The following is a 25,253-nucleotide window of genomic DNA, read 5'->3' as shown; positions in this document are numbered from 1 at the left end:
ACCCCGTGTCCAGCGTCGAAGAGCTCAAGCTGCGTGTCGCGGCGACGGTCGCGCAGACCAACCAGGCGATGCTGCAGCTGCGGGGCGTCGGGCAGCAGCTCGACGAGGCGATCGGGATGCTGCGCCTGACGGCTGCGGGATCGGTGCACCCGACGCTGATCGACGCGGTCAACAAGCTCCAGCAGGCCCGCGAGCGGCTCGACGAGGCTCAGCTGCTCGCCAACGGCGCGATCACCGACGCGGACTCCTGGCGCAGCGTCGCCTGACATCCGCGTGCCGCCCGACGGGGCGCTGCTGGGCGGCACGGGAAGCTCTCAGGCCGGACGGTGCCGCCGGGTCAGCTGCTGGACCAGAACGAGGGCGAAGAGCGTGGTGTGCATGAACTGGTCCGTCACCAGCAGGTAGAGCGTCGCCTGCAGCACGGAGCCGCCGAAGAACGTCTCCATCCCGTAGGTCGGCCAGACGAGGTTCCCCCCGGTGCTGAGCAGTCAGGGTGCGATCACAGCACCCATCGGCATGAGCAGCCACGCGACCCACCGCAGCCGCCGACTCGTCAGCCGCACGACGGCCACACCGATGAGGACCGACAGGCTCAGCCAGCTCGCGATGTCGCGTAGATCGGCAGGCCGCAGGGCGGCGTAGGGATGACCTGCGCGGGCGATGATCAGGGTGGCGCCGAGGAGCCCGAACACCCAGATCGGCAGCCACCCAGGCTTGACGATCCGCGTCATCCCCGTCGATATCCGGGCACAGACGGCCCCGAACAGTGCCGCAACGGCAAAGGAAGCCACTCCGGCCAGCGCCTGGCGGCCGATGGTGTCGCTGCTCTGCTGAGGCGTCCAGAGCGCGGAGTAGACCCCGTAGACAAGCGGCAGCACCACCACGGCGATCGAGGCGAAGGCGGCACCGCCGATCGAGAGCACCGGTCGCGGCAGCCCTGCTCCCGGCCGGTGCGGACGGGAGACGGCGAGGCTGCCGGCAAATCGCAGGCGCTGCCAGGCTCCACCACTCGCGTGCAGCTCGGCGGTCCACTCCCGCAGCAGGTCCTCCTGCAGCTCTGCGGGCCAGCGGCGGACCGCCGTACGCAGGAGAAGGTCGTAGATCATGCCGTCGCCTCCCTGCCGCCGTGCTGCGTCCGGATGGCGGTGCCGCGTGTGCTCTCGTGCAGCTCCGCGAGGTGCTGGCGGGCGATCGGCAGCGCAACCGGGGTGATCCGGTAGTAGCGCCTCGCGGGTCGGCCCTCCGTGGACGGGTCGATCTCCTCCCCGCGCTTCTCCAACCAGCCGGCCTCGGTCAGCCGGGCGAGGATCGGGTAGAGCGTGCCGCTGGGGAGCCCCGAAGCCTGCATCAGCGCCAGTCCGTAGTGATCACCGTCCGGCTCGGCCAGGAGGGCCGCGAGCACCCTCGTGACCGGAATCGTCATGCGTATCTCCGACACCATAGTAGGGACTCTACATAGGGTCCCGGCCGCCGTCCAGGGCGCGAGATGACGTGGCGAGAGGTGAGGTTTGTGCGCGTGCACCGCGCTTTGCTCTGCTTACACGGACGCATCAGACGCGGTGAGGATTGTGCGCATGCACCGCGCTTTGCTCTGCTTACACGGACGCATCAGACGCGGTGAGGATTGTGCGCATGCACCGCGCTTTGCTCTGCTTACACGGACGCATCAGACGCGGCGTGACCTCCGGTCACGCCGCGTCGATGGCTCAGGTGTTGCGTAGGTGTAAGCAGAGCAAAGCGCGGTGCACGGCTACCGGTACCCGGCAACCCCGGCTGTATCCGGCCGCACACCGGGCTGAGAGCCACACAGGGGCACCGGGACCGATCAGGTGGGGATGAGAGACGCTCAGTGAGCGTTGATCAGCGCCAGGGCCTCGCCGCGGGTCCGGGCGTCGGACTGCATGATCCCGCGGACCGCCGACGTGATCGTCCGCGCGCCCGCCTTGCTGATGCCGCGCATCTCCATGCACATGTGCTCGCACTCGAGAACGACGATCACACCGCGCGCGCTGAGCTCCGTGTAGAGCAGGTCGGCGATCTGCGAGGTGAGGCGCTCCTGCACCTGGGGGCGCCGGGCGTAGACCTCGACGAGCCGGGCGAGCTTCGACAGCCCGGTGATCCGGCCGTCGGCACCGGGGATGTAGCCGATGTGCGCCACGCCCCGGAAAGGCAGCAGGTGGTGCTCGCAGAGGCTGAAGACCGTGATGTCCCGCACCAGGACGAGTTCCTCGTGATCTGCCTCGAACGACGTACGCAGGACCTGGGCGGCATCGACCCGCAGACCGGCGAAGAGCTCGGCATAGGCGCGGGCGACCCGGGCCGGGGTCTTGGCGAGCCCGTCCCGATCGGGGTCCTCGCCGACGGCGATGAGGATCTCGCGAACCGCTCGCTCGATGCGCGGCAGGTCAACGGCGTCCTCGACCGGTGAACCGGCGATCGCCCCGTCTACCAGCCGTGCGGCCAGGTAGTCGAGGCGATCGCCGTCGTTCGCGGTCAGTTTGTAACCTCAGCCGAGGCGGGCGTCTCCGACTCCGCCGGCGTTGACTTGGCCGTCACTTCGGCCGGAGTCAGCACGGGCGGCTTGTCGGACGGCGTCCGCTTGCCGAAGCCGTTGAACGGAGCCATCTGCGGGCGCTTCACGACCCGGGCGCAGATCCGGTTCATGTCGGCGGTCGAGAGGGTCTCCTTCTCGATCAGCTCCAGCACCATGTCGTCGAGGACGTCGCGGTACTCCACCAGGATCGCGTAGGCCTCGTCGTGGGCCAGCTCGATCAGGGTACGCACCTCGGCGTCGATCTCGGCGGCGACGGAGTCCGAGTAGTCCCTGGTGTGGCCGTAGGACCGCCCCAGGAAGGGCTCGTCACCGCTGGTGCCGTACTTGATGGCGCCGAGCTTGGAGCTCATGCCGTACTGCGTGACCATCGCACGGGCCAGCGCGGACGCCTTCTCGATGTCGTTGCCGGCGCCGGTGGTGGGCTCATGGAAGACGAGCTCCTCGGCTGCCCGGCCACCCAGCGCGTACGCCAGGGTGTCGATCATCTCGGCGCGCGTCTGCGTGTACTTGTCCTCCATCGGCAGCACCAGGGTGTGGCCGAGGGAGCGTCCGCGCGAAAGGATCGTCACCTTGTGCACCGGTGCCGAGTTCGGCAGCGCGTGCGCCACCAGGGCGTGCCCGCCCTCGTGGTAGGCGGTGATCTTCTTCTCGTTGTCGGACATGACCCGGGTCCGGCGCTGCGGTCCGGCGACGACGCGGTCGATCGACTCCTCGAGGAACTCGTTGGAGATCGCCCGCTTGTCGTTACGCGCGGTGAGCAGTGCGGACTCGTTGATCACGTTGGCCAGGTCGGCACCGGTGAAACCGGGCGTCCGGCGGGCCACCGCGTCGAGGTCGACATCGGGCGTGAACGGCTTGCCCTTGGCGTGCACCCGCAGGATGGCCTTGCGGCCCTCCATGTCGGGCGTGTCGACGGCGATCTGGCGGTCGAAACGGCCCGGGCGCAGCAGCGCCGGGTCGAGGATGTCCGGCCGGTTCGTGGCGGCGATCATGATGACGCCGCCCTTCGCGTCGAAGCCGTCCATCTCGACGAGCAGCTGGTTGAGGGTCTGCTCGCGCTCGTCGTGACCGCCGCCCATGCCGGCACCGCGGTGGCGGCCGACGGCGTCGATCTCGTCGACGAAGACGATCGCCGGAGCGTTCGCCTTGGCCTGCTCGAAGAGGTCCCGGACGCGGGAGGCGCCGACACCGACGAACATCTCGACGAAGTCCGAACCGGAGATCGAGTAGAACGGAACCCCCGCCTCGCCAGCGACGGCCCGGGCCAGCAGCGTCTTACCCGTTCCGGGCGGGCCGAAGAGCAGCACACCCTTCGGGATCTTGGCGCCGAGGGCCTGGTATTTCGCGGGGTTCTGCAGGAAGTCCTTGATCTCGTGCAGCTCTTCGACGGCCTCTTCGGCACCGGCGACGTCGGCGAAGGTCGTCTTCGGGGTGTCCTTGGAGACGAGTTTCGCCTTGGACTTGCCGAAGTTGAGGACCCTCGATCCGCCGCCCTGCATCTGCGAGAACATGACGAGCATCAGGATCACCAGCAGGGCTAGCGGCAGCACGCTGAACAGCAGCGAGAGCAGGACGCTGTCCTGGGTGAAGTCGGTGTTGAAGTTCCCCGAGACCTTGCCTTCGGCCTTCGCCTTCTGCACGGCGGCGAAGATCTCGTCACTGGAAAGGTAGGGGTACTGTGCCTCGATCTTGTCGACCGGGGTCTTGTCATCGCCGAAGGTCGCCTTGTCCTTGAGGTCCAGACGGATCGTCTGTTCCTTGTCCTGGATCAGGACCTTGGTGATGCCACCCTTGTTGTTGAGCTGGTCGAGGACGTCGGATGTATCGACCTTGTGGTAGCTGGGGCCGGTGCTGAAGAACTGAACCAGCAGGATGGCAGCCAGTGCGGCGATGCCAAACCAGAACCACGGGCGTCGGTAGAAACGGGTTCGCTCCATGCTACTGCCGAGCGCCGGAGCGCCCGAAACCTCCCGATCGATACGTGAGCCGTCAAGTGATTAGACGGTACACCGTTCGCATCAACGGTGCCGCTTCACGTTACCGAGCGTCTCCCGACGGCTACCTGGGGACTCGCTGAGAGTCTGCTACCTCTGGTATACCTCGGGCTTCAGAACTCCGACATATGGCGCATCTCGGTAGCGTTCTGCGTAGTCCAGCCCGTAGCCCACCACGAATTCGTTGGCGATGTCGAAGCCGACGTACTTCACCGGCACCGAGACCTTGATCGCATCGGGCTTGCGCAGCAGCGCCACGACCTCGACGCTGCGAGCCGACCGCGACTCGAGATATTTCAGGAGCCAGCTCAGCGTGAGGCCGGAGTCGACGATGTCCTCGACCACGATCACGTGCTTGCCCGCGATGTCACGGTCGAGGTCCTTGAGGATCCGGACCACGCCGCTCGAGGTCGTGCCCTGCCCGTAGGACGAGACGGCCATGAACTCGAGCTCCGCCGGCGGGCCGTAGCGGCCCAGCGCACGGGCGAAGTCGGCCATGAACATGACCGCACCCTTGAGTACGCAGACCAGCAACACCCCGTCCGCGTCCGAATAGTCAGCGGCGACCTGTTTCGCGAGCTCGTCGGTCTTGGTGCGGATGTCCTCCGCGGAGACGACCACTCGTTCGATGTCGTTGTCATACCACCCGGGCACGTCAGCCATGACCACTAGCCTGCCCGATGTTCATGGGTTCCCGCACCCCGGGGTGACCAAGATTGCCCTCTCACCGCAGGACCACCGTGAGGGGCTGCTTGAGTACCGTGGTTCCTGGGACGGATGTGCTGGTCATCGTGGTGACGATCGAGGTCGTGCCGGGGCGCAGCCCGGTCACCCGGAAGGCGTACCCGATGGATTGCCCGGGCTTGCCCGCAGTGGCCGTGACGCGCAGGTCGGCCGTGGGGAGCGCGGCCCGGGCGTCGCCGCCGCCGATCATGTTCTCGGCGCCGATCGCCCACTTCAGGGCACCGGGCGCGGCGAGCGGCGTCGCCGGGTCGTAAGCGAAGATCACCTCGGGGTCGTCGCCGAGCGCGATCCAGACCTGGAAGCGGCGGTCGGAGTCGGTGCCGAAGACCTTGACGCCCCACTCGACGGCGATCCAGTCCTTGCCGTCCACCCGCACGGCACCGGCCCGGATCCCGTCGGCGCCGGAGCCGTCCAGATCCGTCCAGAAGGGCGCCAGCACGTTGTTGGGGCGCCGGGGGTCGGGCAGGCCGCCGGGCTCGGCGGAGAGGTCCTGCGCGCCGCCACCGCCGACCACGAGGTAGCCGTTGGAGGTGACCCCGATCGAGTCGTAGCTCGCACCCGCGTAGGTGAAGCTCGGCGTGTCGAAGTTCAGGATGTCCTCGTCGCCGATGGGCTCGGCCGGGATGCCGAGGGCGCCGAGCGAGTGCCAGTGCACCCCGTCGACCTTCGCGATCGAGGGCAGGCCCGGTGTGGCGCCCGCGAGGGTCACCTCACCGGCGGGCGGTGTCGAGCCGCTGACGACCGTACCCTCGCCGATCTTGGCGTTGATCTTCACCGTCGCCGCCGCATAGGAGTCGTTGCGCACCCGGTAGTCGCAGTCCACCGCGCCGCCGAGCCGCATCGTCGTCGACGAGCAGTCGCCGGTCAGCGTGGTGGAGCCCTGCTGCGGCACGAACGCCACCGGCAGGTGCAGCGCCGGTACGCCGGACCCGCTCGCCGGGGTGAGCCGGACCGCACCGAAGAGCTGCTTCTTCCCCGCCGTCGACGAGATGGTGATCGTCAGGCGGACGGACTCGCCCGCCGCGACGGTGAAGGCGGCCGGGCTGACGGTGATCGAGCTCTTCGCGGGTGCCGTGGTCGCGGCGGTGTAGCTGAGCGCGTGGTCGGTGACATTGCGGGCGGTCCGCACGACGACGAGCCGTCCCGGCATCACCGGCGCGTTGATCGACGGGCTGTTGAGCTGCACGGCGGCGACATCGTTGGCGGCGAGCGCGGTCATCCGGGCGGCGGTCTCGTCGAAGGTGAGGCCCGGCGTGACCGCGCGGTCGACGGCGATCCGCCCGGCACCGAGGTCGAGCGGGTCGGCCTTGGTGATGCCGTCCTCCTTGACGACCTCGGTCACCGCGGTCGTCATCAGCGCCGACTTGATCTGCCCCGGTGACCAGCCGGGATGCGCGGCGGCGAGCAGGATCCCGGCGCCCGCCACGTGCGGGCCCGACATCGAGGTGCCCGCGATCGCCTGGAACAGCTCGCCCTTGGGGCCGCCGGTGGGCTCGTCCGGTACGGGAGTGTGCCCGGCGAGGATCTGCACGCCGGGTGCGGTGACATCCGGCTTGAGGGCGAGTCCGCCGGGGCCGCGCGAGGAGAAGGCGGCCATCACGTCGCCGGTGCCCTTGCGGGCCGCCCCGGCGGTGAAGCTGCCCTGGACGTTGCCCCTTTTCAAGAAGGGCAGCAGCTTCGAGCCGTCCGCGAGGTGCACCGTGGGCAGCCAGTGGTTGTCGGTCTCGGTGTCCTGCTTCGTCGGGTTGTAAAGGATCATGCCGACGGCACCGGCCCGGAAGGCGAAGTAGCCCTTCTCGACGCGGGCGTTCTCACCGCGCTCACAGACGATGATCTTCCCGGCGAACGCGTTCTTCTTCGCCGCCCGCAGGCACTGGGCGCCGCCGGTGTATCCGGGTACGTCTGCTGCGCGTACCACCGGGGAGGTGCCGACGCCCGCGGTGATGGAGGATCCGCGCAGCGTGAGGGTCTTGTCACCGGCGCGCAGGGTGAGCGTCGAGCTGAACTCGCGGAGCTGGGTGGAGGCCGCGACCGTGGTCACCCAGGGCGAGAGGTGGTTGACCGTGCCCGCGTCGGGGCCCGAGTTGCCCGCCGACGCGGCGACGAAGACCCCGGCGGCATAGGCGTCGAGGAAGGCGAGCTCGACCGGATCGGTGGAGGGCTCGGTGCCGCCGGAGACGGAGAAGTTGATCACCTCGACGCCGTCCTTGACGGCCTGCGCGACCGCCGCCGCCGCGTCGGAGGAGAAGCAGCCCAGTCCGCCGCAGACCTTGTAGACGCTGATCCACGCGCCCGGCGCGACGCCGCGCAGTGGACCGCGCTCGACGCCGAAGACCTTCGCGCTGGTCAGCGCGTTGCCTGCGGAGGTGGAGGCGGTGTGGGTGCCGTGGCCCTCGCTGTCGCGGGCGCTCCAGAAGGTCTCGCTGTCGGCACCGTGCTGCTGGCGATAGGTGTCGAGGAAGGCCGCGCCGCCGATGAGCTTGTTGGTGCAGGTGAAGCGCTGCTTCGTCTGCGGGTTGACGCCGAAGTCGCAGGTGCGAGCAGTGCCGTCGGCCTTCGCGGGCGGTGCCGAGAGGTTGCCCTGGTCGGCGAAGGACGGGTGCTCCGGCCAGGCGCCCGTGTCGAGCACCCCGAAGATCACACCGCGCCCGGCGTCGCGCTCGCCGCCGAGCTGCTGCTGCACGATGTCGGCGCCGATGAACGCACCGCTGGAGTCCGTGAGCGGCTGGCGGATCTCGTCGCGCTGCACGGCAGCGACGCCGCTGATCCGCAGCAGGTCGTCGACCCGGTTGGCGGGCAGCGTCACCGCGATGCCGCCGTAGACGGTCCGGAGGCTGCGCCCCAGCTTCGCGCCGGGCAGCCGGGAGGCGAGCGCACGGCCGAAGGCCGCCTCCCGCGCCGCGACATATCGCTCGTAGGCGATCTCGGCGCTGCCCCCGGCGAGCGCCCGCCCGGTCACCGACGGGCTCGTCGCCGCATAGCCGCGCACATCCCCGGCGTAGGTCGCCACGGGGTCGTAGTCGAGCTTGACCAGCACCGACACCGCGCTCGTGGCCCGCTGGCCGAGCAGCGTGCGATCCGTGCGGGCGATCCGGCTCGTCACCTTCGCCGCGGTCGCCCGGGCGCCGGGCTTGAGCGCCGTCGCCTCGCCGGCGGCCGCGGCCCAGGTGGGGGTCGCGCTCATGAAAAGCAGCGGGGGTACGAGGAGCGCGGTGAACCAATTCCTGACGCTGCTGCCCAGCACTGAAATCCCCCAATTCGCAAGTATTAGGGAGGAATCTTCCCACCGTGCTTCTGCAGCCGACCCTCGACGCGCGCAACCGCCACGCCACCGGGCAGCCAGACCGGGCCCTGCCCGTGCCAGCGGGTGATCAATGCGTCGAGCGCGTCGACGTGCCGGTGCCCGAGCGCCGACGCCACCGCACCGGCGTCGAGGGCGAAGCGGTGCAGCACCCGCCCTCGGATCGCGGGATGCAGCCCGGCGAGCACCCTGACATCGAGGCTCGTCTCGTCGGTCGCCACCCGGTCCAGGTAATCGGCGTCCATCGCGAGCTGCCGAGCGGTCTGCGCCAGGTTGCCCACGACACCGTCGCCGAGCGCGTCGATCAGGGCGGGCAGCAGCTCATGGCGTACGCGAGGCCGGGCATATCTCGGATCGCCGTTGTGCGGGTCGTCCCACGGGATGAACCCGCTCTCGATCGCCGCCGCCCTGGTCGTGGCACGCCTCATCCCGAGCAGTGGTCGGAGCAGGCCGACACCGTCGAGCTCGCGGACGGCGGGCATCCCGGCCAGCCCGCGCGGCCCGGCACCCCGGGCGAGGGCGAGCAGGCACGTCTCGGCCTGATCCTCCATCGTGTGGCCCAGCAGCACCCCGACCGCACCATGTTCGCGTGCCGTGTCGACGAGCGCTCCGTACCGGGCCGACCGGGCTGCGGCCTCCGGGCCCGTCCCGTCCTCCGGCACGTGGACGGCCACGGACTCGACCGGATCGAGGCCGATGGTGCGAGCCCAGGCCGCGACCGCCCCGGCACGCTCCGAGGAGCTGTCCTGAAGGCCGTGGTCGACGGTGACGAGACCTGCCCTCATCCCGAGCCGGGGCGCGACGAACGCGGCGGCGGCGGCGAGCGCGACGGAGTCGGCGCCGCCGGAGCAGGCGACGAGAACCGTGCGCCCGGCAGCTTCAGCCGTCAGGGCAGCCCGAGCCGTCAGGGCAGCGCGAACCGCGACACGGATCTCGGCCACGGCCGGTGAAGGGCCGCTCATCGGCGGTCACCGCTCTCCATGCTCACCGCGCTTCTTGCTCACCGATTCTCGCGGATCTCCGTGTTCGCTGATCTCGTGCTCGCCGGACTCCGTGATCAATGGGCGACGCGGGAGATCCATGCTTCCGGTGCGGCGAGCTCGGCGATCGTCGGCAGGGTCTCCGGCGAGGTCCAGATCGTGTTGAAGGCGGGCATGCCGACGCGGTCGACGACCGTTTGCACGAAGTGGCGGCCCTCGGCGTACTGGCGGAGTTTGGCGTCGATCCCCAGCAGCCGGCGGATCACCGACTCGACCGAGCCGCCAGCGGCCCGGCGGCGGTTGAAGCTCTCGCGGATCGCACCGACCGAGGGGATGACCTGCGGTCCGACGCCGTCCATCACGACCTCGGCGTGCCCCTCGACAAGCGTCATCAGCGCCGTCAGGCGATCGAGGACCGCCTTGCTCTCCGGCGTCTGGACCACGTCGATCATGCTGACGGTGCTCTTCGGGTCGCGGATCGCGTCGGCGATCGTCCCCAGCGCCTCGCGAGCCCGGGTCACGAACTGCTGGCTGTTGGTCTCGGAGGCGTCCACGAAGGCCTGGACCTCGGCGAGGAAGTGCGAGCGCAGCCACGGCACCGCGGTGAACTGCACCCGGTGCGTCACCTCGTGCAGGCAGACCCAGAGCCGGAAGTCGCGCGGATCGGCGCCGAGCTTGCGCTCGACCCCCACGATGTTGGGCGCGACGAGCAGCAGCTGGCCGGGCTCGGCGGAGAAGACCTCATACTGGCCGAGCACCTTGCCGGAGAGGTAGCCCAGGACCGTGCCGGCCTGCACCCCGGTGACCTTGGAGCCGACGGAGTCGAGCAGGCCCGGCACCTCCTTGCCCTTGGTGAGCCGGTCCGCCAGCGGGTTGACCACCGCCTGCAGGCCCGCCACGTTGGCCGCCGCCCAGTCACGCCGGTCGACGACCCGGACCGGACCGGGGGTCATCGCCTCGGTGAGCCCGGTGAAGGCGGCGACATGACCGGTCGCCTCGTCGGCGAGGCGGCGCAGGTCGGCCACGGCCGAGGCGGCTTCGCCGGGCGTCACCTTCGGCCCGGTGGGGCCGAGTTTCGCCGCGGTCGCCGCCGCCAACTCCCAATCCACGAGCTGAGCCATGGCACTGACCCTAGCGCGCGGGGGCCTGTCCCGCCGATCATGGCGACGACAGACCCCCGGAACGCAGATCAGTGCGAGCCGTGCTCCGCCTCGTGGTCCTTGAGACGCTGGAACGAGCGCTTCACCTCGGCCTCGGCCTCGACACGCCCGACCCAGGTCGCGCCCTCGACGCTCTTGCCGGGCTCAAGGTCCTTGTAGACCTCGAAGAAGTGCTGGATCTCCAGCCGGTCGAACTCACCGACGTGGTGAATGTCGCGGAGGTGCTCCAGCCGCGGATCCTCGTAGGGAACGCAGAGCACCTTGTCGTCGCCGCCCTTTTCATCGGTCATGCGGAACATGCCGATGGCCCGGCAGCGGATCAGGCAGCCGGGAAAGGTGGGCTCCTGTACCAGCACGAGCGCGTCCAGCGGATCGCCGTCCTCACCGAGGGTGCCCTCGATGAAGCCGTAGTCAGCCGGGTACTGCGTGGAGGTGAACAGGGTCCGGTCGAGCCGGATCCGGCCCGTAGCGTGATCGACCTCGTACTTGTTGCGTTGCCCCTTCGGGATCTCAACAGTGACGTCGAAATCCATGTCACGCTCCCTGCTCATTTATCGCCCCTGATCATCGACGCATCGACGCCAAGGTCTCGCCGACGCTGGCCAATTGTGGTTAGTCTCGCCTAGGTCGTTGAATGCACATAGAGGGAGGCTCCGTGGGGAGGCATGGTTCACACTACGACTCCGATCCGTCGTGGGCTGAGAATCGCCCGCAGCAGGCGTACACGGAGCCGCCGATCTGGGCCTCTGAGCAGCAACAACCGAGTTTTCCACCGACTTATCCACAGGAACAGGCCGGCTATCCCCATCGTTATCCACAGGATAATCCACCGCAAAGTGGACTTTATCCACAGGTAGGTTATCCACAGGGACCCGCCGGTCGTCCACAGAACGCTCGTCCACCGAAGAAGACCCGCAAGCGGCGTAAGCGGCGCGGAGCGGCGATCGCCGCCGTCTCGCTCCTGATCGTCGCCGGGCTCGTGATCGGCGGCTTCGCCCTCGTCCGCCCCGAGCAGCTCTCCGAGCTCCTGCACATCACCGGTACGCCGAGCGCCGACGCGACCACGCCGGCGCCGACCGCCGAACCGGTCCTCGCGGGCATGGACGAGAACGCACCGCAGCCGACCGCCGCGAAGCTCAAGGCCCTCCTCGACAAGTCGGTCACCACCGCCGGGATCGGCCCCGTCAACATCTCCGTCGTCGACGCCCTCACCGGGACGACGCTCTACGACCGGGGCGGGCAGGAGACCACCACCCCCGCCTCCACGACGAAGCTGCTCACCGCCGCCGCGGTGCTCTCCGTCCGGGGCGCCGACCACCGGATCACCACCTCCGCCGTCGCCGGACCCAAGGGCGGCGAGGTGGTCCTCGTCGGCGCCGGCGACCCGACCCTCGGCGTCGGACCGACCACGTTCTACCAGGGTGCCGCCCGGCTCGACGAGCTCGCCAAGCAGGTCAAGGCGGCACTCGCCGGAGTCGCTCCGACCAAGGTGATCATCGACCCGACGATCTTCCCCGGCTCGACGCTCGGGCCCGGCTGGGACGAGGACATCGCGACCGGCGGCTACGGCGCGCGCATCAGCGGTCTGATGGTGGACGGTGCGCGTACGAGTCCGAAACGCAACCGGGACATCCACGCCAGCTACGACCGCTCCGCCCAGCCCGACCTCGCCGCCGGCCAGGCCTTCGCCAAGCTGCTCGGACTCCCGATCAGCGCCGTCACGAAGGGCAAGGCCGCCGAGGGCGCCGCCGTGCTCGGGTCCGTCACCTCCCCCACCGTCGGCTCCATGGTCGAGGTCATGCTCGCCGAGAGCGACAACGTCGTCGCCGAGGCGATGGCCCGGCAGGTCGCGATCGCCAAGGGCAAGCCCGCCACCTTCGAGAACGGCGGCATCGCCACCGCGGAGGTGCTCGCGGGGCTCGGCGCCGACCCGGCGCAGATCAAGCTCGTCGACGGCTCCGGCCTCTCCCGACGGGACGCGATCTCGCCCGCGGTGCAGACCTACCTGCTCGCGCTCGCCGCCGGACCCAAGCACCCCGAGCTGCGCGGACTCTTCGCCGGGCTGCCCGTCGGCGCCTGGTCGGGGACGCTTAACGACCGGTTCAAGGCGAAGTCGGTCGCCGGTGGCGGCGGCCTGGTGCGAGCCAAGACCGGGACGCTCAGCGCGGTCAACGCGATCTCGGGCATCGTCGTCACGAAGGACGGGCGGCTGCTCGCCTTCGCCATCCTCGCCGATCAGGTGCCGGTCGACAACGACATCGCCCGCGACCAGCTCGACGTCATCGCCAACACCATCGCGGCCTGCGGCTGCCGGTAGGTCACAGGCTGGGCAGGTCGGCCACCTGGATGAGGCGGTTGCCCTGCTTGCGGGAGACGAGTCGGCCCCGGCCGGGCACCATGCGCTCGAAACGGACATCACCCAGCGGTGAGCTCTCGCCCCGGTCGCCGGACATGAGCAGTCCCGGCGTACCGAGGCGGCGCATCGTCTGGAAGAGCGGCTGGAATCCGACTCCGCCGGCCCCGGTCGCCGTCCGGGCGAGGATCACGTGCAGGCCGACATCACGGGCGATCTCCAGGTAGGGCAGTAGCGCGTCGAGCGGGTTGCCGGACCCGGAGGCGACCATCTCGTAATCGTCGACGATCACGAAGCACTCGGGCCGCCCGGCGAGCCACGGCCGGTCGCGGAGCTGCTGCGGTGTGACATCGGCCGGGGGCTTGCGCTGCTCCATGTAGCCGGCGACGGCTGTGACATATTGCACGCTCTGCTCGAAGCTCGTCGTGTAGCCGAGCAGGTGATCGCCCTCGATCGCACCGAGCAGGCTGCGCCGGTGATCGATGATCAGCATCTTCGCCTCGTCGGGCGTGAAGCGCCTGGTCAGCGTCGTCGCGATGCCGCGGAGCAGGGTGGACTTGCCGCACTCGCTCTCGCCGAAGACGACGAAGTGCTGGTCGTCCTTGAAGTTGAGCGCGATCGGGTGCAGGTCCTCGCCGAGCCCGACCGGGATGTGCAGCGGCTCTCCGCCCGTGACGGGCAGGCGGTCATAGGCGAAGACCGGTGGGAGCATCCGCACGGCGGGAGCCGGTGCGCCGCTCCAGTTGGCGGCGACGTGCTTGGCGAGGATCGACCCGTCGCTGCCGAGCGAGCTGAGCTCGGGCCGGGTCGCCAGGAAGTAGTGCCCGTCGGCGGTCACCCCGTGACCGGGCAGCGGGCGCACCGACTGCGCCGCCCGGCGGTTCTTGCAGATCGAGTCCGTGGGATCGCCGAGCCGCAGCTCCAGCTTCGTGCCGAACTGGTCCTGGATGGCGGCCCGGAAGTCGCGCCAGCGCATCGAAGCTGCGATCACGTGCACGCCGTAGGAGAGGCCGCGGGTCGCGATGTCGGTGATCACCGGTTCGAGGTCGTCATAGCTCTCGCGCAGCGTCGACCAGCCGTCGACGACGAGGAAGACATCGCCGTAGGGGTCGTCGTCGGCGAGCCCGGCGGCACGGCGACGGCGATAGGAGGCCATCGAGTCGACACCGAGCTCACCGAACCGCACCTCACGCTGGGCCAGCAGCGCGGCGACCTCGCTCACCGTCCGCCGGACCTGGGCGGTGTCGAGCCGCCCGGCGACGCCGCCGACGTGCGGTAGCTCACGCAGCGCACCGAGGGTGCCCCCGCCGAAGTCCAGGCAGTAGAACTGCGCCTCAAGCGGGGTGTTCGTGAGCGCGATCCCGCTGATGATCGTGCGCAGCAGCGAGGACTTGCCGCTCTGCGTGGCACCCGCGATCGCGACGTGGCCCTGCGCGCCGGCGAGATGGATCCAGTGCACGTCACGGCGCTGCTGTGCGGGTTTGTCGACGACGGCGACCGGCACCTGGAGCGCGCCGAAGAGCTCGGCGTTGGCCGTGGTGAGGCCGCGCTGCGGGTGCAGGACGATCTTGCCGAGCGCCTCCTCCAGCGTGTCCGCGTCGTCGAGCGGCGGCAGCCACACCTGGTGCGCCGGTGGACCCTTGCCCGCCAACCGGCCGACCAGCACGTCCAGCAGGCTCTCGCCGGGGCGGACATCCCAGTCGACCTGCGGCTCGGCCCCGGCCGGCCGCTCGGGCAGCGGCACGAAGTGGGTGCCGAAGTTCTGGATCTCGATCGATCCGCTCCGGCCGGCCCCGCCGCCGGCCTTCGCGAAGGAGCCCGAGACATAGGCCGCCTTGAGCCGGACCAGCGGTTCCGTGCCGAACTTCAGGTACCCGTGGCCGGGCGCGCGGGGCAAATCATAGGCGTCGGGCACGCCGAGCACCGTGCGCGACTCCATCGCCGAGAAGGTGCGCAGGCCGATCCGGTAGGACAGGTGCGTGTCGAGCCCGCGCAGCCGCCCCTCCTCCAACCGCTGGCTGGCGAGGAGCAGGTGGATGCCGATGGAGCGGCCGACGCGGCCGATCTGGACGAAGATCTCGATGAACTCCGGCTTGGCGGTCAGCATCTCGGAGAACTCGTCGCAGACGATGAAGAGCGACGGCAGCGGTGCCAGCGGCGCACCACCTGCCCGCGCCTTCTCGTAATCCTTGAGGTTGGCGAAGTTGCCCGCCCGGCGCAGCAGCTCCTGTCGGCGGATCACCTCACCGTTGATCGCGTCGGCCATCCGGTCGACGAGCAGCGCCTCGCCCTCCAGGTTGGTGATGACCGCCGAGGTGTGCGGCAGCCGGTCGAGCGAGGCGAATGTCGCGCCGCCCTTGTAGTCGACGAGGACGAAGTTGAGCTCCTCGGACGAGTGGGTCAGCGCGAGCGAGAGCACCAGCGTACGCAGGAGCTCTGATTTGCCCGAACCGGTCGCACCGATGAGCAGGCCGTGCGGACCCATGCCGTCCTGAGCGGACTCCTTGATGTCGAGCTCGACGGTGGAACCGTCGACGCCCACGCCGATCGGCACGCGCAGCTTGTCGCGGTTGGGCCGGGGAATCCAGCCCTGCGCGACCTCGAACTGCTCCGGATCGGCGATGCCGAGCAGGTCGGCGAGGCCCTTCTCGCCCGCGAGCGGCGCGTCGGCCGACTTGGTGGCCGCGCTGAGTCGCAACGGTGCGAGCCGCCGGGCCAGCGCCTCGGCCTGCACGACGCCGATCCGGTCGGCGACGCCGACCTCGGCCGCCCCATCGGCGGTCAGGGTGTGCAGCCGACGCTCGGCCCCGGTCACCTCCAGCGAGAGTGCGGACCGATCCACAAGCCTCGGGGGTACGCCGTCCAGGTCCAGAATCGTCACCCCCGCGAGCCCTCCCTCGGTGCCGAGGTGGGCTGATCCGGTCAGGTCGGCTCCATCGAGCACCACCACGACGTGCGGACCCGTGGTGGCACCGCCGAAGCGCGGCCGGTTGCCGATCACGTCGCCGAGCAGCTCCTCCAGGTCAGCAGCGGTCGGCGCGACCAATCGAGCGGCACCGAGTGCGTCGACGCGCCCGGGGTGCCCGCTGTGCGGCAGCCACTTCACCCAGTCCCACGTGTCGAGGCGGTGCGGCGGTGCGCAGATCGCGATCAGGAGGTCGTCGGGTGCCTGGAAGACGGCGAGCTGGGTGAGGATCGCCCGGACCAGCCCGTGCGCGTCGCCGAGGTCCCGGTGATCGCGATCAGCGGCCGGACGCGAACCGTCCGACCGCAGGTAGACCCGGGCGAAGGCGGGCAGCGACACCGCGACGGGCAGGTCGGGCACGATGGAGTAGGCGTCGAGGAAGCGCCGCAGTGCACCCGCCGTCATCGGCTCCAGCTCCTCCAGCGGCCGGGTGACCGGCGGGACGAGCGGTGTGGCGAGGGTCTGCGGGCCGGTGCCGATCCGGGTGACGCCGAAGTCCGGATCGGCCGGGCGCCGCTCCCAGAGCCGGTGGCTGTCGACTGTGGACCAGAGTTGAGCCGGGTCGGGGTGGCGGTAGGAGAGCCCGGCCCGCTGCCGCATCGCGGTCGACCGGACCCGGCTGCGCAGCGTGGCGAGGTGGCGGAGGTACTCCCGCCGCGCCGCCATCATCTCGGCCTTCTTGGGCTGGCCGGATCCGCTGGCGAAGCTGCTCGCGAGCATGGCGATCGAGGAGAGCCCGAACATGCCGCCGACCACATAGGATGTCTTGTCGCCGGGGTTGGCCCGCCCCATCATCATCGCGCTGGCGAGCGTGCCGCCGAGCATCGGCAGCGCCATCATCGCCTGCTGCCAGCGACCGCCGGTCTGCTGCGGGATCTCCGGCGGCGGATCGATGGTCAGCTCGCCGTCGGGAATCTCGGGCGCGGGCAGTCGCGACCCCCGTTTGACGACAACCGTGCCCATGCGGGTGGCCACCTCCCCGAGTGCTGACACCCCAACGGCGCTCATGCTAGTCGTTGCGTCCGACGACGGAAGCCCTGCCTGGATCGGGGCACCCCAACAATTGTCGGCGGCGTTAAAGTACCGGCGTGAGCATCCCGAGCGCGCTCAGCCTTGCCCGCGTCACCGTGAATACACCGCACCGCCGCGTCGATGTCGCACTGCCCGAACAGATCCCGGTCGTGGAGCTCCTGCCGGATCTGTTGCGGCACGCCGGTGAGGGCTTCGCCGACGACGGCGAGCGCCACGGCGGCTGGCTGCTGCGGCGGGCCGACGGTTCGGCGCTCGCTCCGGAGAGAGGGCTGCACGCGCAGGGGGTTCGCGACGGCGAGGTGCTGCACCTCGTCCCGGCTCGCGCGGCCTGGCCCGAGCTCGAATACGACGACGTGGTCGAGGCGATCGCCGAGGGCGCCCGGCGTCGCGGGGCGGGCTGGTCGGCCGAGGCTACCCGGACCGCCACCGTCGCCGGTGCCGCGGTGCTGCTCGCCGGTGGACTGCTCGCGATCGTCCAGAGTGGTCCACAATGGATTCTCGGTGGCTGGATCGGGCTCGGTACGGCACTTGTGCTGCTGCTGTCCGGTGTCGTCGCCGCGCGGGCCTACGGGGAGAGCCGGATCGGTGCCGCGCTCGGCGGGTTCGCCCTGCCCTACGCGTTCGCCGGCGGCGCCCTGGTGTTCGGCTCCGACACGGCCGACGGCGCCCTCGGCTTCGTGCGGTGGCTCGGTGAACCGCAGCTCCTCGTCGGCGCCGTCGCGATGCTGCTCTTCTCGACGATCGGCGCGGTCGGCATCGGCGGGCGATTGCGCATCTTCACCGCGGGCATCACCATCGGCCTCATCACCGCGATCGCCGCGCTGCTCGGCATGGTGCTGTCCGAGAGCCTCTCCGCCGCTGACGGTGCCGCCGTCGTCGTCGCGATCCTCGTCTGCGGCATCGGCCTGCTACCGGTGCTGGCGGTCAGGTTCGGCAAGGTGCCCGTACCCCCGATCACCCTGCCGGCGGGCGGCCAGAGCAGCGACGGCTTCACCTCGGCGAGCCCGTCGGCGCTGGACTCGGTACGCAGGCTGCCCGAGCGCAGCCGGGTCTTCGCGGCGGTCGCCCGCTCCGAGGAGCTCCTCGCCGGGATGCTGATCGGCTATGCGGCGCTGGCGATCGGCGCCGCCGTCCCCCTCGTGGCGACCGGTGGCACGGCGGGACGCACCCTCACCGCGATCGCGGCCACCGCGCTGCTGCTGCGGTCGCGGCTCTTCCTCAGCACCCGGCACCGGGTGCCGCTGCTCACCGCTGGGCTCGCCACCGCCTCGGTGCTGCTGGCCGGGCTGATCCTGACGATCGACGGCCCCGGTCGCACGGTGCTGGCGCTCGGCGCGGTGGCGCTCGCGCTCATCGTCGTGGTCGCCGGGCAGGCCTGGTCGCACACGCCGCCGTCGCCCTACATCGGGCGCCTCGCGGACCTGTTCGAGATGGCCGTCGTGGTGTCGGTGGTCCCGGTGGCCTGCTGGGTCCTGGACCTCTACGCCCTGGCCCGAGGCCTCTCCGCCTAGCACCAAGATTCCACCAACTCTTCAAGAGTTGGTCCTTACCTGCGCCACGCGCACCGCACCAACTCTTGAAGAGTTGGTGGGATCTTGGGCTGCTACTGAACGGACCAGTCGTGGCGGCGGCGGAGGATCGCCGAGGAGGTGCCCATGAGGAGAATGACCATGGTCAGCCCGGCGGGCAGTGACACCTCGACATCGGGGTGGTTGCGGTCGAAGGGTGCCTTCTCCGTCGACTTCTGCAACGGCGCGGCAGGGAGCCCGGTGGCCCGGCTGAAGGTCGCCTTGCCCGGCGGCGGCACGTTGTCGAGCGGGTTGGCCCGCACCTCGGCGACCGTGTCGGTGAGGGCCGCGACGGGATCGACCTCGCCGAAGCCATAGGAGGAGTCGCGACCGGCCGGGCCGAGATCGCGCGCGGTCTTGATGAGCCGGTTGACGACATTCGCCGCCGACATCTCCGGCCAGCGTGCCCGCACCAGCGCGGCGGTGGCGGCGACGAGCGGCGCGGCGAAACTGGTGCCCTCCACCCGCCAGTAGCCGCCGGGCGTCGCGCCGAGCAGATCGTTGGCGGGGGCGCTCAGCACCGTGGCGGAGCCGGTGATGGAGCCGGTCCACAGCGGCGAGTCACCACGGTGGGCGAGGCCCGTCACGGCGAGTACGCCAGGCTCGCGAGCCGGGTACCACACCTCGTTCTGCTTCTCCGGGTCCGTGTTGCCGGTGCACGCGACGACGACGACATCGCGCTCGAAGGCGTAGTCGATGGCATCGGCGAGAGCCGCGCTGTCCACGGCACCGCCGAGGGAGAGGTTGATGACGTCGGCGCCGTGGTCGACGGACCAGCGCACCGCGTCCGCCACGACCCGGTCGTCCTCGTAGAGATTCCTGGAGTCGAGCACGCGCACCGGAAGGATCTTGGCACCCGGCGCGAGTCCGACGACGCCCCTGGCATCGTCACCGCGCCCGGCGATCAGCGCCGCGACGGTCGTGCCGTGGCCGACCTCGTCGTCATAGCCGTCGCCCGCGGAGTCGACCAGGTCGCGCCCGCCGAGCACCTGCCCGGCGAGGTCGGGGTGGGTGGCGTCGACCCCGGAGTCGATGACCGCGACGGTGACCCCGGCGCCGGTGGAGATCCGCCAGGCGGCCTCGGCATGCAGCGCGGAGAGCTGCCACTGCTCGTCGCGAACCTTGTCGGCGACGGGCGGCGCGAGCGGCACGGAGGCGGCAGCCGGCGGTGCGCCGATCAGCACGGCGAGGAAGCCGGTGAGGCCGAGCGCACCGACACGCATCAGCGCCGTCGCTGTCCGCGATCCGGCGCTGGTCCGTCTGTGCCTGTCGGTCTTCACGACTTTCTAACGACTCCCTACGGGTGACTAGCCCTAAAAATTACCGCCTCATCGAGGTTTTGAGAACTCACCAGGCTGAGTGAACCGTCACTCGCCATCTATGTGCAGGTGCCGGTGCCCGTCCCCGCGGTCCGGGCGGCTCCGGCGCTCGCGACGGAGGCTGCCTCGTCCGCGGTGACCGCGAATCCCGTGTTGGGGTCGTCGGCGGCGGCGGCGAAGATGATGCCGAGGACGCGGCCGTCGGTGGTGATCAGCGGCCCACCGGAGTTGCCGCTGCGCACGAGGGCCCGGATCGTGTAGACCTCACGGGTGACCCGCTCGTCGTTGTAGATGTCGGGACCCGTGATCGGACCCATGTCACGGATCCGGGCGCTCTGCGCGTTGTAGGGGCCGTCCAGCGGGTAACCGAGGACGATCGCGTCGGCATTCGTCGACGCGTCGGACTCCGCGAAGCGCAGGACCGGAGCCGTGAGGCCGGGGATGAAGAGCACGGCGAGGTCGCGCTCCGGGTCGTAGGTCACGACGCGGCCGGTGTGCCGGGCACCGCCGACCTCGATCGCGATGCCCTTGGTCCCGGCGACGACGTGGGCGTTGGTGAGCACGTGCTCGGGCGCGTAGACGAAGCCGGAGCCCTCGATCCGCCGGGAGCAGCTCGGCGCGCTGCCCAGCACCTTGACCACGGAGCGCTGGGCGTTGACCACCACGGGCAGCCGGGCGAGCTTGCTGTCGGGGGCGGGCACGTCGCGGACGCGGGTCGGCACGAGACCGTCGAAGACGTCCGGGAAGCCGTTGGTGTCGACGGTCTCCCGCAGCGACTCGGTGAGCGCGCGGGCCTTGTCGGGCATGACGTGGTCGATCGTGCCGAGCACGAAGCTGTTCCGGACGGCGCCGGCGAGCCACGGCGAATCGGCCTTGCTGAGCGGGATCGCGACGAGCCAGGCGACCATCACGACGGCGAGCAGCGAGACGCCCGCGCCGCCGAGGTCGTCGACGGTGGCGAGGTTGCGATTGGTGATGCCGCCGCGCAGCCGGTTGCCGACCCAGCCGGTGAGCGCCTGCCCCAGGATCGCCAGTCCGAAGATCGTGACCAGGGCGAAGACGAGTCGCAGCGTCGGGTCGGTCAGGCCGGAGACGAGCAGCGGACCCAGTTGCAGGCCGATGATCGCACCGCCGAAGAACCCGGCGAACGAGAGCACGCCAACGACAAAACCCTGGCGATAGCCACTGATGGCGAACACCACCATGAGGCCCAACAGGATCACGTCGACCACGGACATCGCCCTAGCCTACGGGCAACGGCTCGATGCGCGAGGTGTCCCACGGGCGAGCCCAGCCGCCCATCTCCAGCAGGGTCGTCAGGACGCCCGCGGTGAAGCCCCAGACGAGCATCCCGCCCGCCTGGAAGGCCGGTCCGGTCCACCCGCTGGGGTGGCGGCACCGGAACCGATTGGCCGGGTCGACGAGCTCCGAGATCGGCAGCCGCGCGACGCTCGCCACCTCGGCGGCGTCGACCGCGGTCACCGGGTGCGGCGCGTGCCACCAGGCCAGCACGGGTGTCACGACGAAGTCGCTGACGGGGATCCAGAGCTGCGGCAGCTCCGCAACGACGGTCACGCTCGCCGGGTCCAGCCCGACCTCCTCCGCCGCCTCGCGCAGCGCGGTCCCGACCGGCCCGCCGTCGCCCGGGTCGGCCGCTCCGCCGGGAAATGCCGGCTGCCCCGCATGCGTACGCATATTCGCCGCCCGCTCCAGCACCAACACGTCCGGCCCCGACGGCCCCTCCCCCAACAGGACCAGCACCGAGGCGGCCCGCCCGCCCCCCTCGGGAACCGAGAAGCGGGTGAAGTCCGCAACCGACGACGCCCGGACCCGCCCCGCCAACGGCTCGAACCACCCCGGCAAGACCAGGCTCACAGGTACTTCTCCACCAGCGCACCCAGCGACGCATCATCCAGCGCCACGCTCCGATAGATGAAGGCGATCCGCCCGGCCTCGTCGACAAAGATCGTCGCAGGCACGAACCCCAACGCCATCGCCGAGTTGAACCGGCTCCTGTCATCGAAGAGCATCGGAAAACTCACCCCCAGGTCCTCAGCCACCGACACCGCCGCCGCCCGGGTCGACGTGTCGACAACCCCAACAACCTTCGGCGCCCCCGTCTTCCGCGCCAACCTCTCAAACGCCGGCAGCTCCTCCCGGCACGGGGCACACCACGACGCCCACATGTTGATCACCATCGGCCCCCGCAGGGCCCGCACGTCAACCACGGACCCCCCGTCGAAACACGGCAACTGCAACTCAGGCAGCAGTGCCCCCGACCCCGAAGGCGAAGCCGAGGAGGAAGTCAACGGAGAACAGGACTCAAAAGCCCCGGTGACAAGCGGCTCAGAAGCAGCAACAGACGGCGAACACCCCGCCACAACCCCCGAAACCAAGACCCAGCCAACCAGTGCCACCGTCAATCTGTGAAAACCTCCCGCGCGCCCACCCCACCGCGACCAGAGTCGCCGTGGGGGGCGGCGAATGACCCGCGTCGGGATCAAGCCTGACCGCCCAGAGCGGGTCATTCCCCGCCCCCCACGGCCACCCCGTCACCATCCCCCAGCGCGAGCGCAGCAAGCTCAGCAACCCGAGGCCCCTTGAGCAGCCGAGCAGCCTCAGCGAACCCGACAGGCCCGAGACCATAGGACGGACACGACGGCGCCAACGTGCAAGCACCACACGCAGGCTTCCGAGCGTGACAAACCCGCCGCCCGTGAAAGATCACCCGGTGCGACAGCATCGTCCAGTCACGCTTGGGGATCAGGGCGCCGACGATGTGCTCGACCTTCACGGGATCGGTCTCGGCAGTCCACCCCCACCGATTCACCAATCGCCCGAAATGCGTATCCACCGTGATGCCCGGCACATCGAACGCGTTCCCCAGGATCACATTCGCGGTCTTCCGGCCGATCCCCGGCAGGGTCACCAGATCGTCGAGCCGCCCGGGCACCTCGCCCCCGAACCGCTCCACCAACGCAGCACCCAGGTTGATCAGCGAATTGGTCTTGTTTCGGAAGAACCCCGTCGGCTTGATCATTGCTTCGAGCTCGCCCCGATCGGCCCCCGCGTAGTCCGCAGCCTTCGGATAGCGCCGGAACAGCGCCGGCGTCACCTCGTTGACCCGGGCATCGGTGCACTGCGCGGAGAGGATCGTCGCGACCGCGAGCTCCAGCGCATTGGTGTGGTCGAGCTCGCAGTGCGCATCAGGGTGGATGACCTCGAGCTCACGCGCCATGCGCCGAGCCCGACGTTTCAATGCCAGCTCAGTCTCCGTCACGGACGAAACTCTAAACCTCCGCTCCGACACCGCCCATCAGCAGCGCCGCAGCGGCCGGGTCAGGCATCGGCAGGCGTGATCTTCCCGGTCGACTTGTCGATCTTCGGGCCGGTCTTCGGGAAGTCGGCCTTGGTCAGGTCGCTCACCGCACCGGCGCCCTTCTTGTTCGAGTCGACCGTGGGGATGCCAGCGCTGTTCATGATCGAGGAGAGGAAGTCGCCGCTGACCCAGGAGCCGTCGGCCTTGAGCGTCACCTTGAGCACGCCGCCCCAGCCGAGCCGGCCGTCGGGCGTGAGCGACCTGCCGCCGCCCGCGAAGTTCCCCAGGCTGTACGCGATGAGCCGGCCCTTGTAGAACTCCATGCCCCGCAGCACGTGCGGCCCGTGCCCGACGATGAGGTCGGCACCGGCGTCGATCATGGCGTGGGAGAACTTGATCGGGTCGCCCCGGTTCTCGCCGAGGAACATCTCGGTACCGGGCTTCACGTGGGTCATCCCGCTGCCCTCGGCACCCATATGCACCTGGACCACCACGATGTCGGCCTTCTCGGCCGCCTTCTCGACGACCTTCTTGGCCGAGGTGATGTTGGTGAGGCTGTTGTTCCACGCGTACGACGAGAACCCGACGACCGCCACCTTGACGCCCTTGACGTCGACGACGGTGATCTGGTCGGGCGCGCCGGTGTGCTTCAGCCCGACCTCCTCCAGCGCCTTCTGGGTGTTGGAGTAACCCTTCGAGCCGAAGTCGTTGCCGTGGTTGTTGGCCTGGTTCATCAGCATGAAGCCGGCGTCGCTCAGGTATTTCGCGTAGTGCGGCGGCACCCGGAACTGGTGGCACTTGGTCGAGGTCGGAGCGCACTTACGCGTACCGGTGTCGTCGGTGATCGGCTCCTCGAGGTTGCCCATCACCAGATCGGCCGGGAGCAGCGACTTCACCTTGTCGAAGAAGCCCTTGCCGTCGTTGGCCGGATAGGCGCCGGGGCGTCCCATCACGATGTCACCCGTGGCCGAGAGGCTGATCGCCCCACCGGCGGGCTCAGCCGTCGCCGAGGGCGAGGGAGCGGTGCTGGGGGCGGCCTCGGACGGCTCCACCGTGGCGGCGACCCACCTCGGCTCCGATTCGGGGGCGCCACAGCCGGCACCTGTCGCGACGACGACTGCGGCGAGGGCGGCGGCCATCATGAGGCGTGAGCGGTTCATGATTCGGCTCCGAACCGGTGCGGGGGCGTACGGGGAGTTCGACATCGCCGCACACACTACCCGGGACGCCGCTTCGCCGGGGACCCGTCACCTTCGGTCGGACCAGGCCAGCCCGCGCGACATCCAGCGCCGTCCACCGGTCATGAGCACGTCATATGTCACCCGCGCCAGCACGGAGCCATAGACGGAGCGCGGCCCGCCATATGCCTCCACCCGGCCGGACGCGGGGCAGACGAGGCAGGTGGCGTCCGTGGCGGTGCCGGTGGCGTGGATGCCGAGATCCCGCAGGGCCTGCACCTTCGCCTCGGTGACGGTGGAAACGGCGTTGACCAGCGCAGCATCGCTGAGCCGGACCGGCAGGCTCGCCACGATGTTCACCGTTCCCGGCGCCACCACGACTGCGGCATCGGCGATCGAGGCGGCGGCGAGGATCGGCGAGCCCAGGCCTACCGTGGCCCAGACCGTGACGGCCCCCTCGGCGGCGCTGACGACCTCGGTGACGTCGACACCGGTCATCAGCCCGACGCCCGATCCGTCCAGATTGAGCGCTGCGGCGATCTCGGTGAGGTGCACGTCCGGATCATCCCGGTCGTACCACATAGGTACCGTGGCATTTATCACCCACTGGCGAGAACCGATCCCTCCGCCGAGCGGCCCGGACGCGATTCCCTGCCAATCGTGCGGCAATCGCCAGACCAAAATCGGCGCCTTGGCTCCGCCCTCATCCCGAAAACACAGCTCAGGGTGCATCTGAAGACAGTATCCGGAGGTGATCACCGATCTTTGGGGTACCCGTCCGGTTCT

General features: G+C 69.9%; 21 protein-coding genes. 3 read left to right on the top strand and 18 right to left on the bottom strand.

Annotated elements, in window-relative coordinates; all coding sequences use genetic code 11:
- The first annotated feature begins 5 nt into the window (after window positions 1–5).
- The gene (locus F4553_RS23025; RefSeq protein ID WP_184839174.1) at window positions 6–266 is read left to right on the top strand and encodes a hypothetical protein; all 261 of its coding nucleotides are present in this window, start codon (window positions 6–8) and stop codon (window positions 264–266) included.
- A 48-nt stretch (window positions 267–314) separates the two neighbouring features.
- On the opposite strand, the gene F4553_RS41915 is transcribed toward F4553_RS23025, so the two are convergent.
- The 10 genes from F4553_RS41915 to F4553_RS22980 all read right to left on the bottom strand — a co-directional run bounded on the left by F4553_RS41915 (window position 315) and on the right by F4553_RS22980 (window position 11,266).
- The gene (locus F4553_RS41915; protein ID WP_281395043.1) at window positions 315–446 is read right to left on the bottom strand and encodes a hypothetical protein; all 132 of its coding nucleotides are present in this window, start codon (window positions 444–446) and stop codon (window positions 315–317) included.
- A 42-nt stretch (window positions 447–488) separates the two neighbouring features.
- Window positions 489–1,106, bottom strand: coding sequence for a hypothetical protein (locus tag F4553_RS23020; RefSeq protein WP_184839172.1), 618 nt, complete (start codon window positions 1,104–1,106; stop codon window positions 489–491).
- Window positions 1,103–1,423: a PadR family transcriptional regulator gene (locus tag F4553_RS23015; RefSeq protein WP_246466473.1), complete on the bottom strand. Its 321-nt coding sequence runs from the start codon at window positions 1,421–1,423 to the stop codon at window positions 1,103–1,105. The genes F4553_RS23020 and F4553_RS23015 overlap by 4 nt, the downstream gene beginning before the upstream one ends.
- A gap of 423 nt (window positions 1,424–1,846) precedes the next feature.
- Window positions 1,847–2,497, bottom strand: coding sequence for a GTP cyclohydrolase I FolE (gene folE / locus F4553_RS23010; RefSeq protein WP_246467329.1), 651 nt, complete (start codon window positions 2,495–2,497; stop codon window positions 1,847–1,849).
- A complete protein-coding gene (gene ftsH / locus F4553_RS23005) occupies window positions 2,494–4,491 on the bottom strand; it encodes an ATP-dependent zinc metalloprotease FtsH (protein WP_184839170.1) in 1,998 nt (665 codons plus the stop codon). Before ftsH ends, folE begins: the two co-directional genes overlap by 4 nt.
- 147 nt (window positions 4,492–4,638) lie before the next feature.
- Window positions 4,639–5,211 carry a hypoxanthine phosphoribosyltransferase gene (hpt, locus tag F4553_RS23000; RefSeq protein ID WP_184839168.1) on the bottom strand — a complete coding sequence of 191 codons (573 nt, stop codon included), beginning with the start codon at window positions 5,209–5,211 and terminating at the stop codon, window positions 4,639–4,641.
- A 61-nt stretch (window positions 5,212–5,272) separates the two neighbouring features.
- Window positions 5,273–8,476, bottom strand: coding sequence for a S8 family serine peptidase (locus F4553_RS22995; protein WP_184839166.1), 3,204 nt, complete (start codon window positions 8,474–8,476; stop codon window positions 5,273–5,275).
- Window positions 8,477–8,559: 83 nt separating this feature from the next.
- On the bottom strand, window positions 8,560–9,555 hold the full coding sequence (tilS, locus tag F4553_RS22990; RefSeq protein WP_184839164.1) for a tRNA lysidine(34) synthetase TilS: 996 nt from the start codon (window positions 9,553–9,555) through the stop codon (window positions 8,560–8,562).
- 95 nt (window positions 9,556–9,650) lie between these two features.
- Complete coding sequence (locus F4553_RS22985) at window positions 9,651–10,694, bottom strand: Rv3626c family coenzyme F420 biosynthesis-associated protein (protein WP_184839162.1); 1,044 nt, start codon at window positions 10,692–10,694, stop codon at window positions 9,651–9,653.
- 68 nt (window positions 10,695–10,762) lie between these two features.
- The gene (locus F4553_RS22980) at window positions 10,763–11,266 is read right to left on the bottom strand and encodes an inorganic diphosphatase (RefSeq protein WP_184839160.1); all 504 of its coding nucleotides are present in this window, start codon (window positions 11,264–11,266) and stop codon (window positions 10,763–10,765) included.
- A gap of 410 nt (window positions 11,267–11,676) precedes the next feature.
- Between F4553_RS22980 and dacB the strand changes: the two genes are divergently transcribed.
- Window positions 11,677–13,050 carry a D-alanyl-D-alanine carboxypeptidase/D-alanyl-D-alanine endopeptidase gene (gene dacB / locus F4553_RS22975; protein WP_376776283.1) on the top strand — a complete coding sequence of 458 codons (1,374 nt, stop codon included), beginning with the start codon at window positions 11,677–11,679 and terminating at the stop codon, window positions 13,048–13,050.
- A 1-nt stretch (window position 13,051) separates the two neighbouring features.
- Here the strand turns inward: dacB and eccCa are convergent, their stop codons facing one another.
- Window positions 13,052–17,014, bottom strand: coding sequence for a type VII secretion protein EccCa (gene eccCa / locus F4553_RS22970; protein WP_184839156.1), 3,963 nt, complete (start codon window positions 17,012–17,014; stop codon window positions 13,052–13,054).
- Window positions 17,015–17,139: 125 nt separating this feature from the next.
- Between eccCa and eccD the strand changes: the two genes are divergently transcribed.
- A complete protein-coding gene (gene eccD, locus F4553_RS22965; RefSeq protein WP_312875314.1) occupies window positions 17,140–18,594 on the top strand; it encodes a type VII secretion integral membrane protein EccD in 1,455 nt (484 codons plus the stop codon).
- Between the two features lie 92 nt (window positions 18,595–18,686).
- Here the strand turns inward: eccD and mycP are convergent, their stop codons facing one another.
- The 7 genes from mycP to F4553_RS22930 all read right to left on the bottom strand — a co-directional run bounded on the left by mycP (window position 18,687) and on the right by F4553_RS22930 (window position 25,199).
- Window positions 18,687–19,874, bottom strand: coding sequence for a type VII secretion-associated serine protease mycosin (gene mycP / locus F4553_RS22960; protein WP_184841085.1), 1,188 nt, complete (start codon window positions 19,872–19,874; stop codon window positions 18,687–18,689).
- A gap of 155 nt (window positions 19,875–20,029) precedes the next feature.
- Complete coding sequence (locus F4553_RS22955; protein ID WP_184839154.1) at window positions 20,030–21,208, bottom strand: MarP family serine protease; 1,179 nt, start codon at window positions 21,206–21,208, stop codon at window positions 20,030–20,032.
- Between the two features lie 4 nt (window positions 21,209–21,212).
- Window positions 21,213–21,845 carry an NUDIX hydrolase gene (locus F4553_RS22950; RefSeq protein WP_184839152.1) on the bottom strand — a complete coding sequence of 211 codons (633 nt, stop codon included), beginning with the start codon at window positions 21,843–21,845 and terminating at the stop codon, window positions 21,213–21,215.
- The gene (locus F4553_RS22945) at window positions 21,842–22,498 is read right to left on the bottom strand and encodes a TlpA family protein disulfide reductase (RefSeq protein WP_184839151.1); all 657 of its coding nucleotides are present in this window, start codon (window positions 22,496–22,498) and stop codon (window positions 21,842–21,844) included. The genes F4553_RS22950 and F4553_RS22945 overlap by 4 nt, the downstream gene beginning before the upstream one ends.
- Window positions 22,495–23,280, bottom strand: coding sequence for an endonuclease III (gene nth, locus F4553_RS22940; protein ID WP_312875313.1), 786 nt, complete (start codon window positions 23,278–23,280; stop codon window positions 22,495–22,497). Before nth ends, F4553_RS22945 begins: the two co-directional genes overlap by 4 nt.
- A gap of 29 nt (window positions 23,281–23,309) precedes the next feature.
- Complete coding sequence (locus F4553_RS22935) at window positions 23,310–24,449, bottom strand: CapA family protein (RefSeq protein WP_246466471.1); 1,140 nt, start codon at window positions 24,447–24,449, stop codon at window positions 23,310–23,312.
- 87 nt (window positions 24,450–24,536) lie between these two features.
- Window positions 24,537–25,199 carry an adenosylcobinamide amidohydrolase gene (locus F4553_RS22930; RefSeq protein WP_184839149.1) on the bottom strand — a complete coding sequence of 221 codons (663 nt, stop codon included), beginning with the start codon at window positions 25,197–25,199 and terminating at the stop codon, window positions 24,537–24,539.
- Window positions 25,200–25,253 lie beyond the last annotated feature (54 nt).

Origin of the sequence: Allocatelliglobosispora scoriae, assembly GCF_014204945.1 — a bacterium.
In the GTDB taxonomy this organism is placed as follows: domain Bacteria; phylum Actinomycetota; class Actinomycetes; order Mycobacteriales; family Micromonosporaceae; genus Allocatelliglobosispora; species Allocatelliglobosispora scoriae.
Note: the sequence above shows the minus strand (reverse complement) of the source record. Positions and strands in the feature narration are given on the sequence as shown.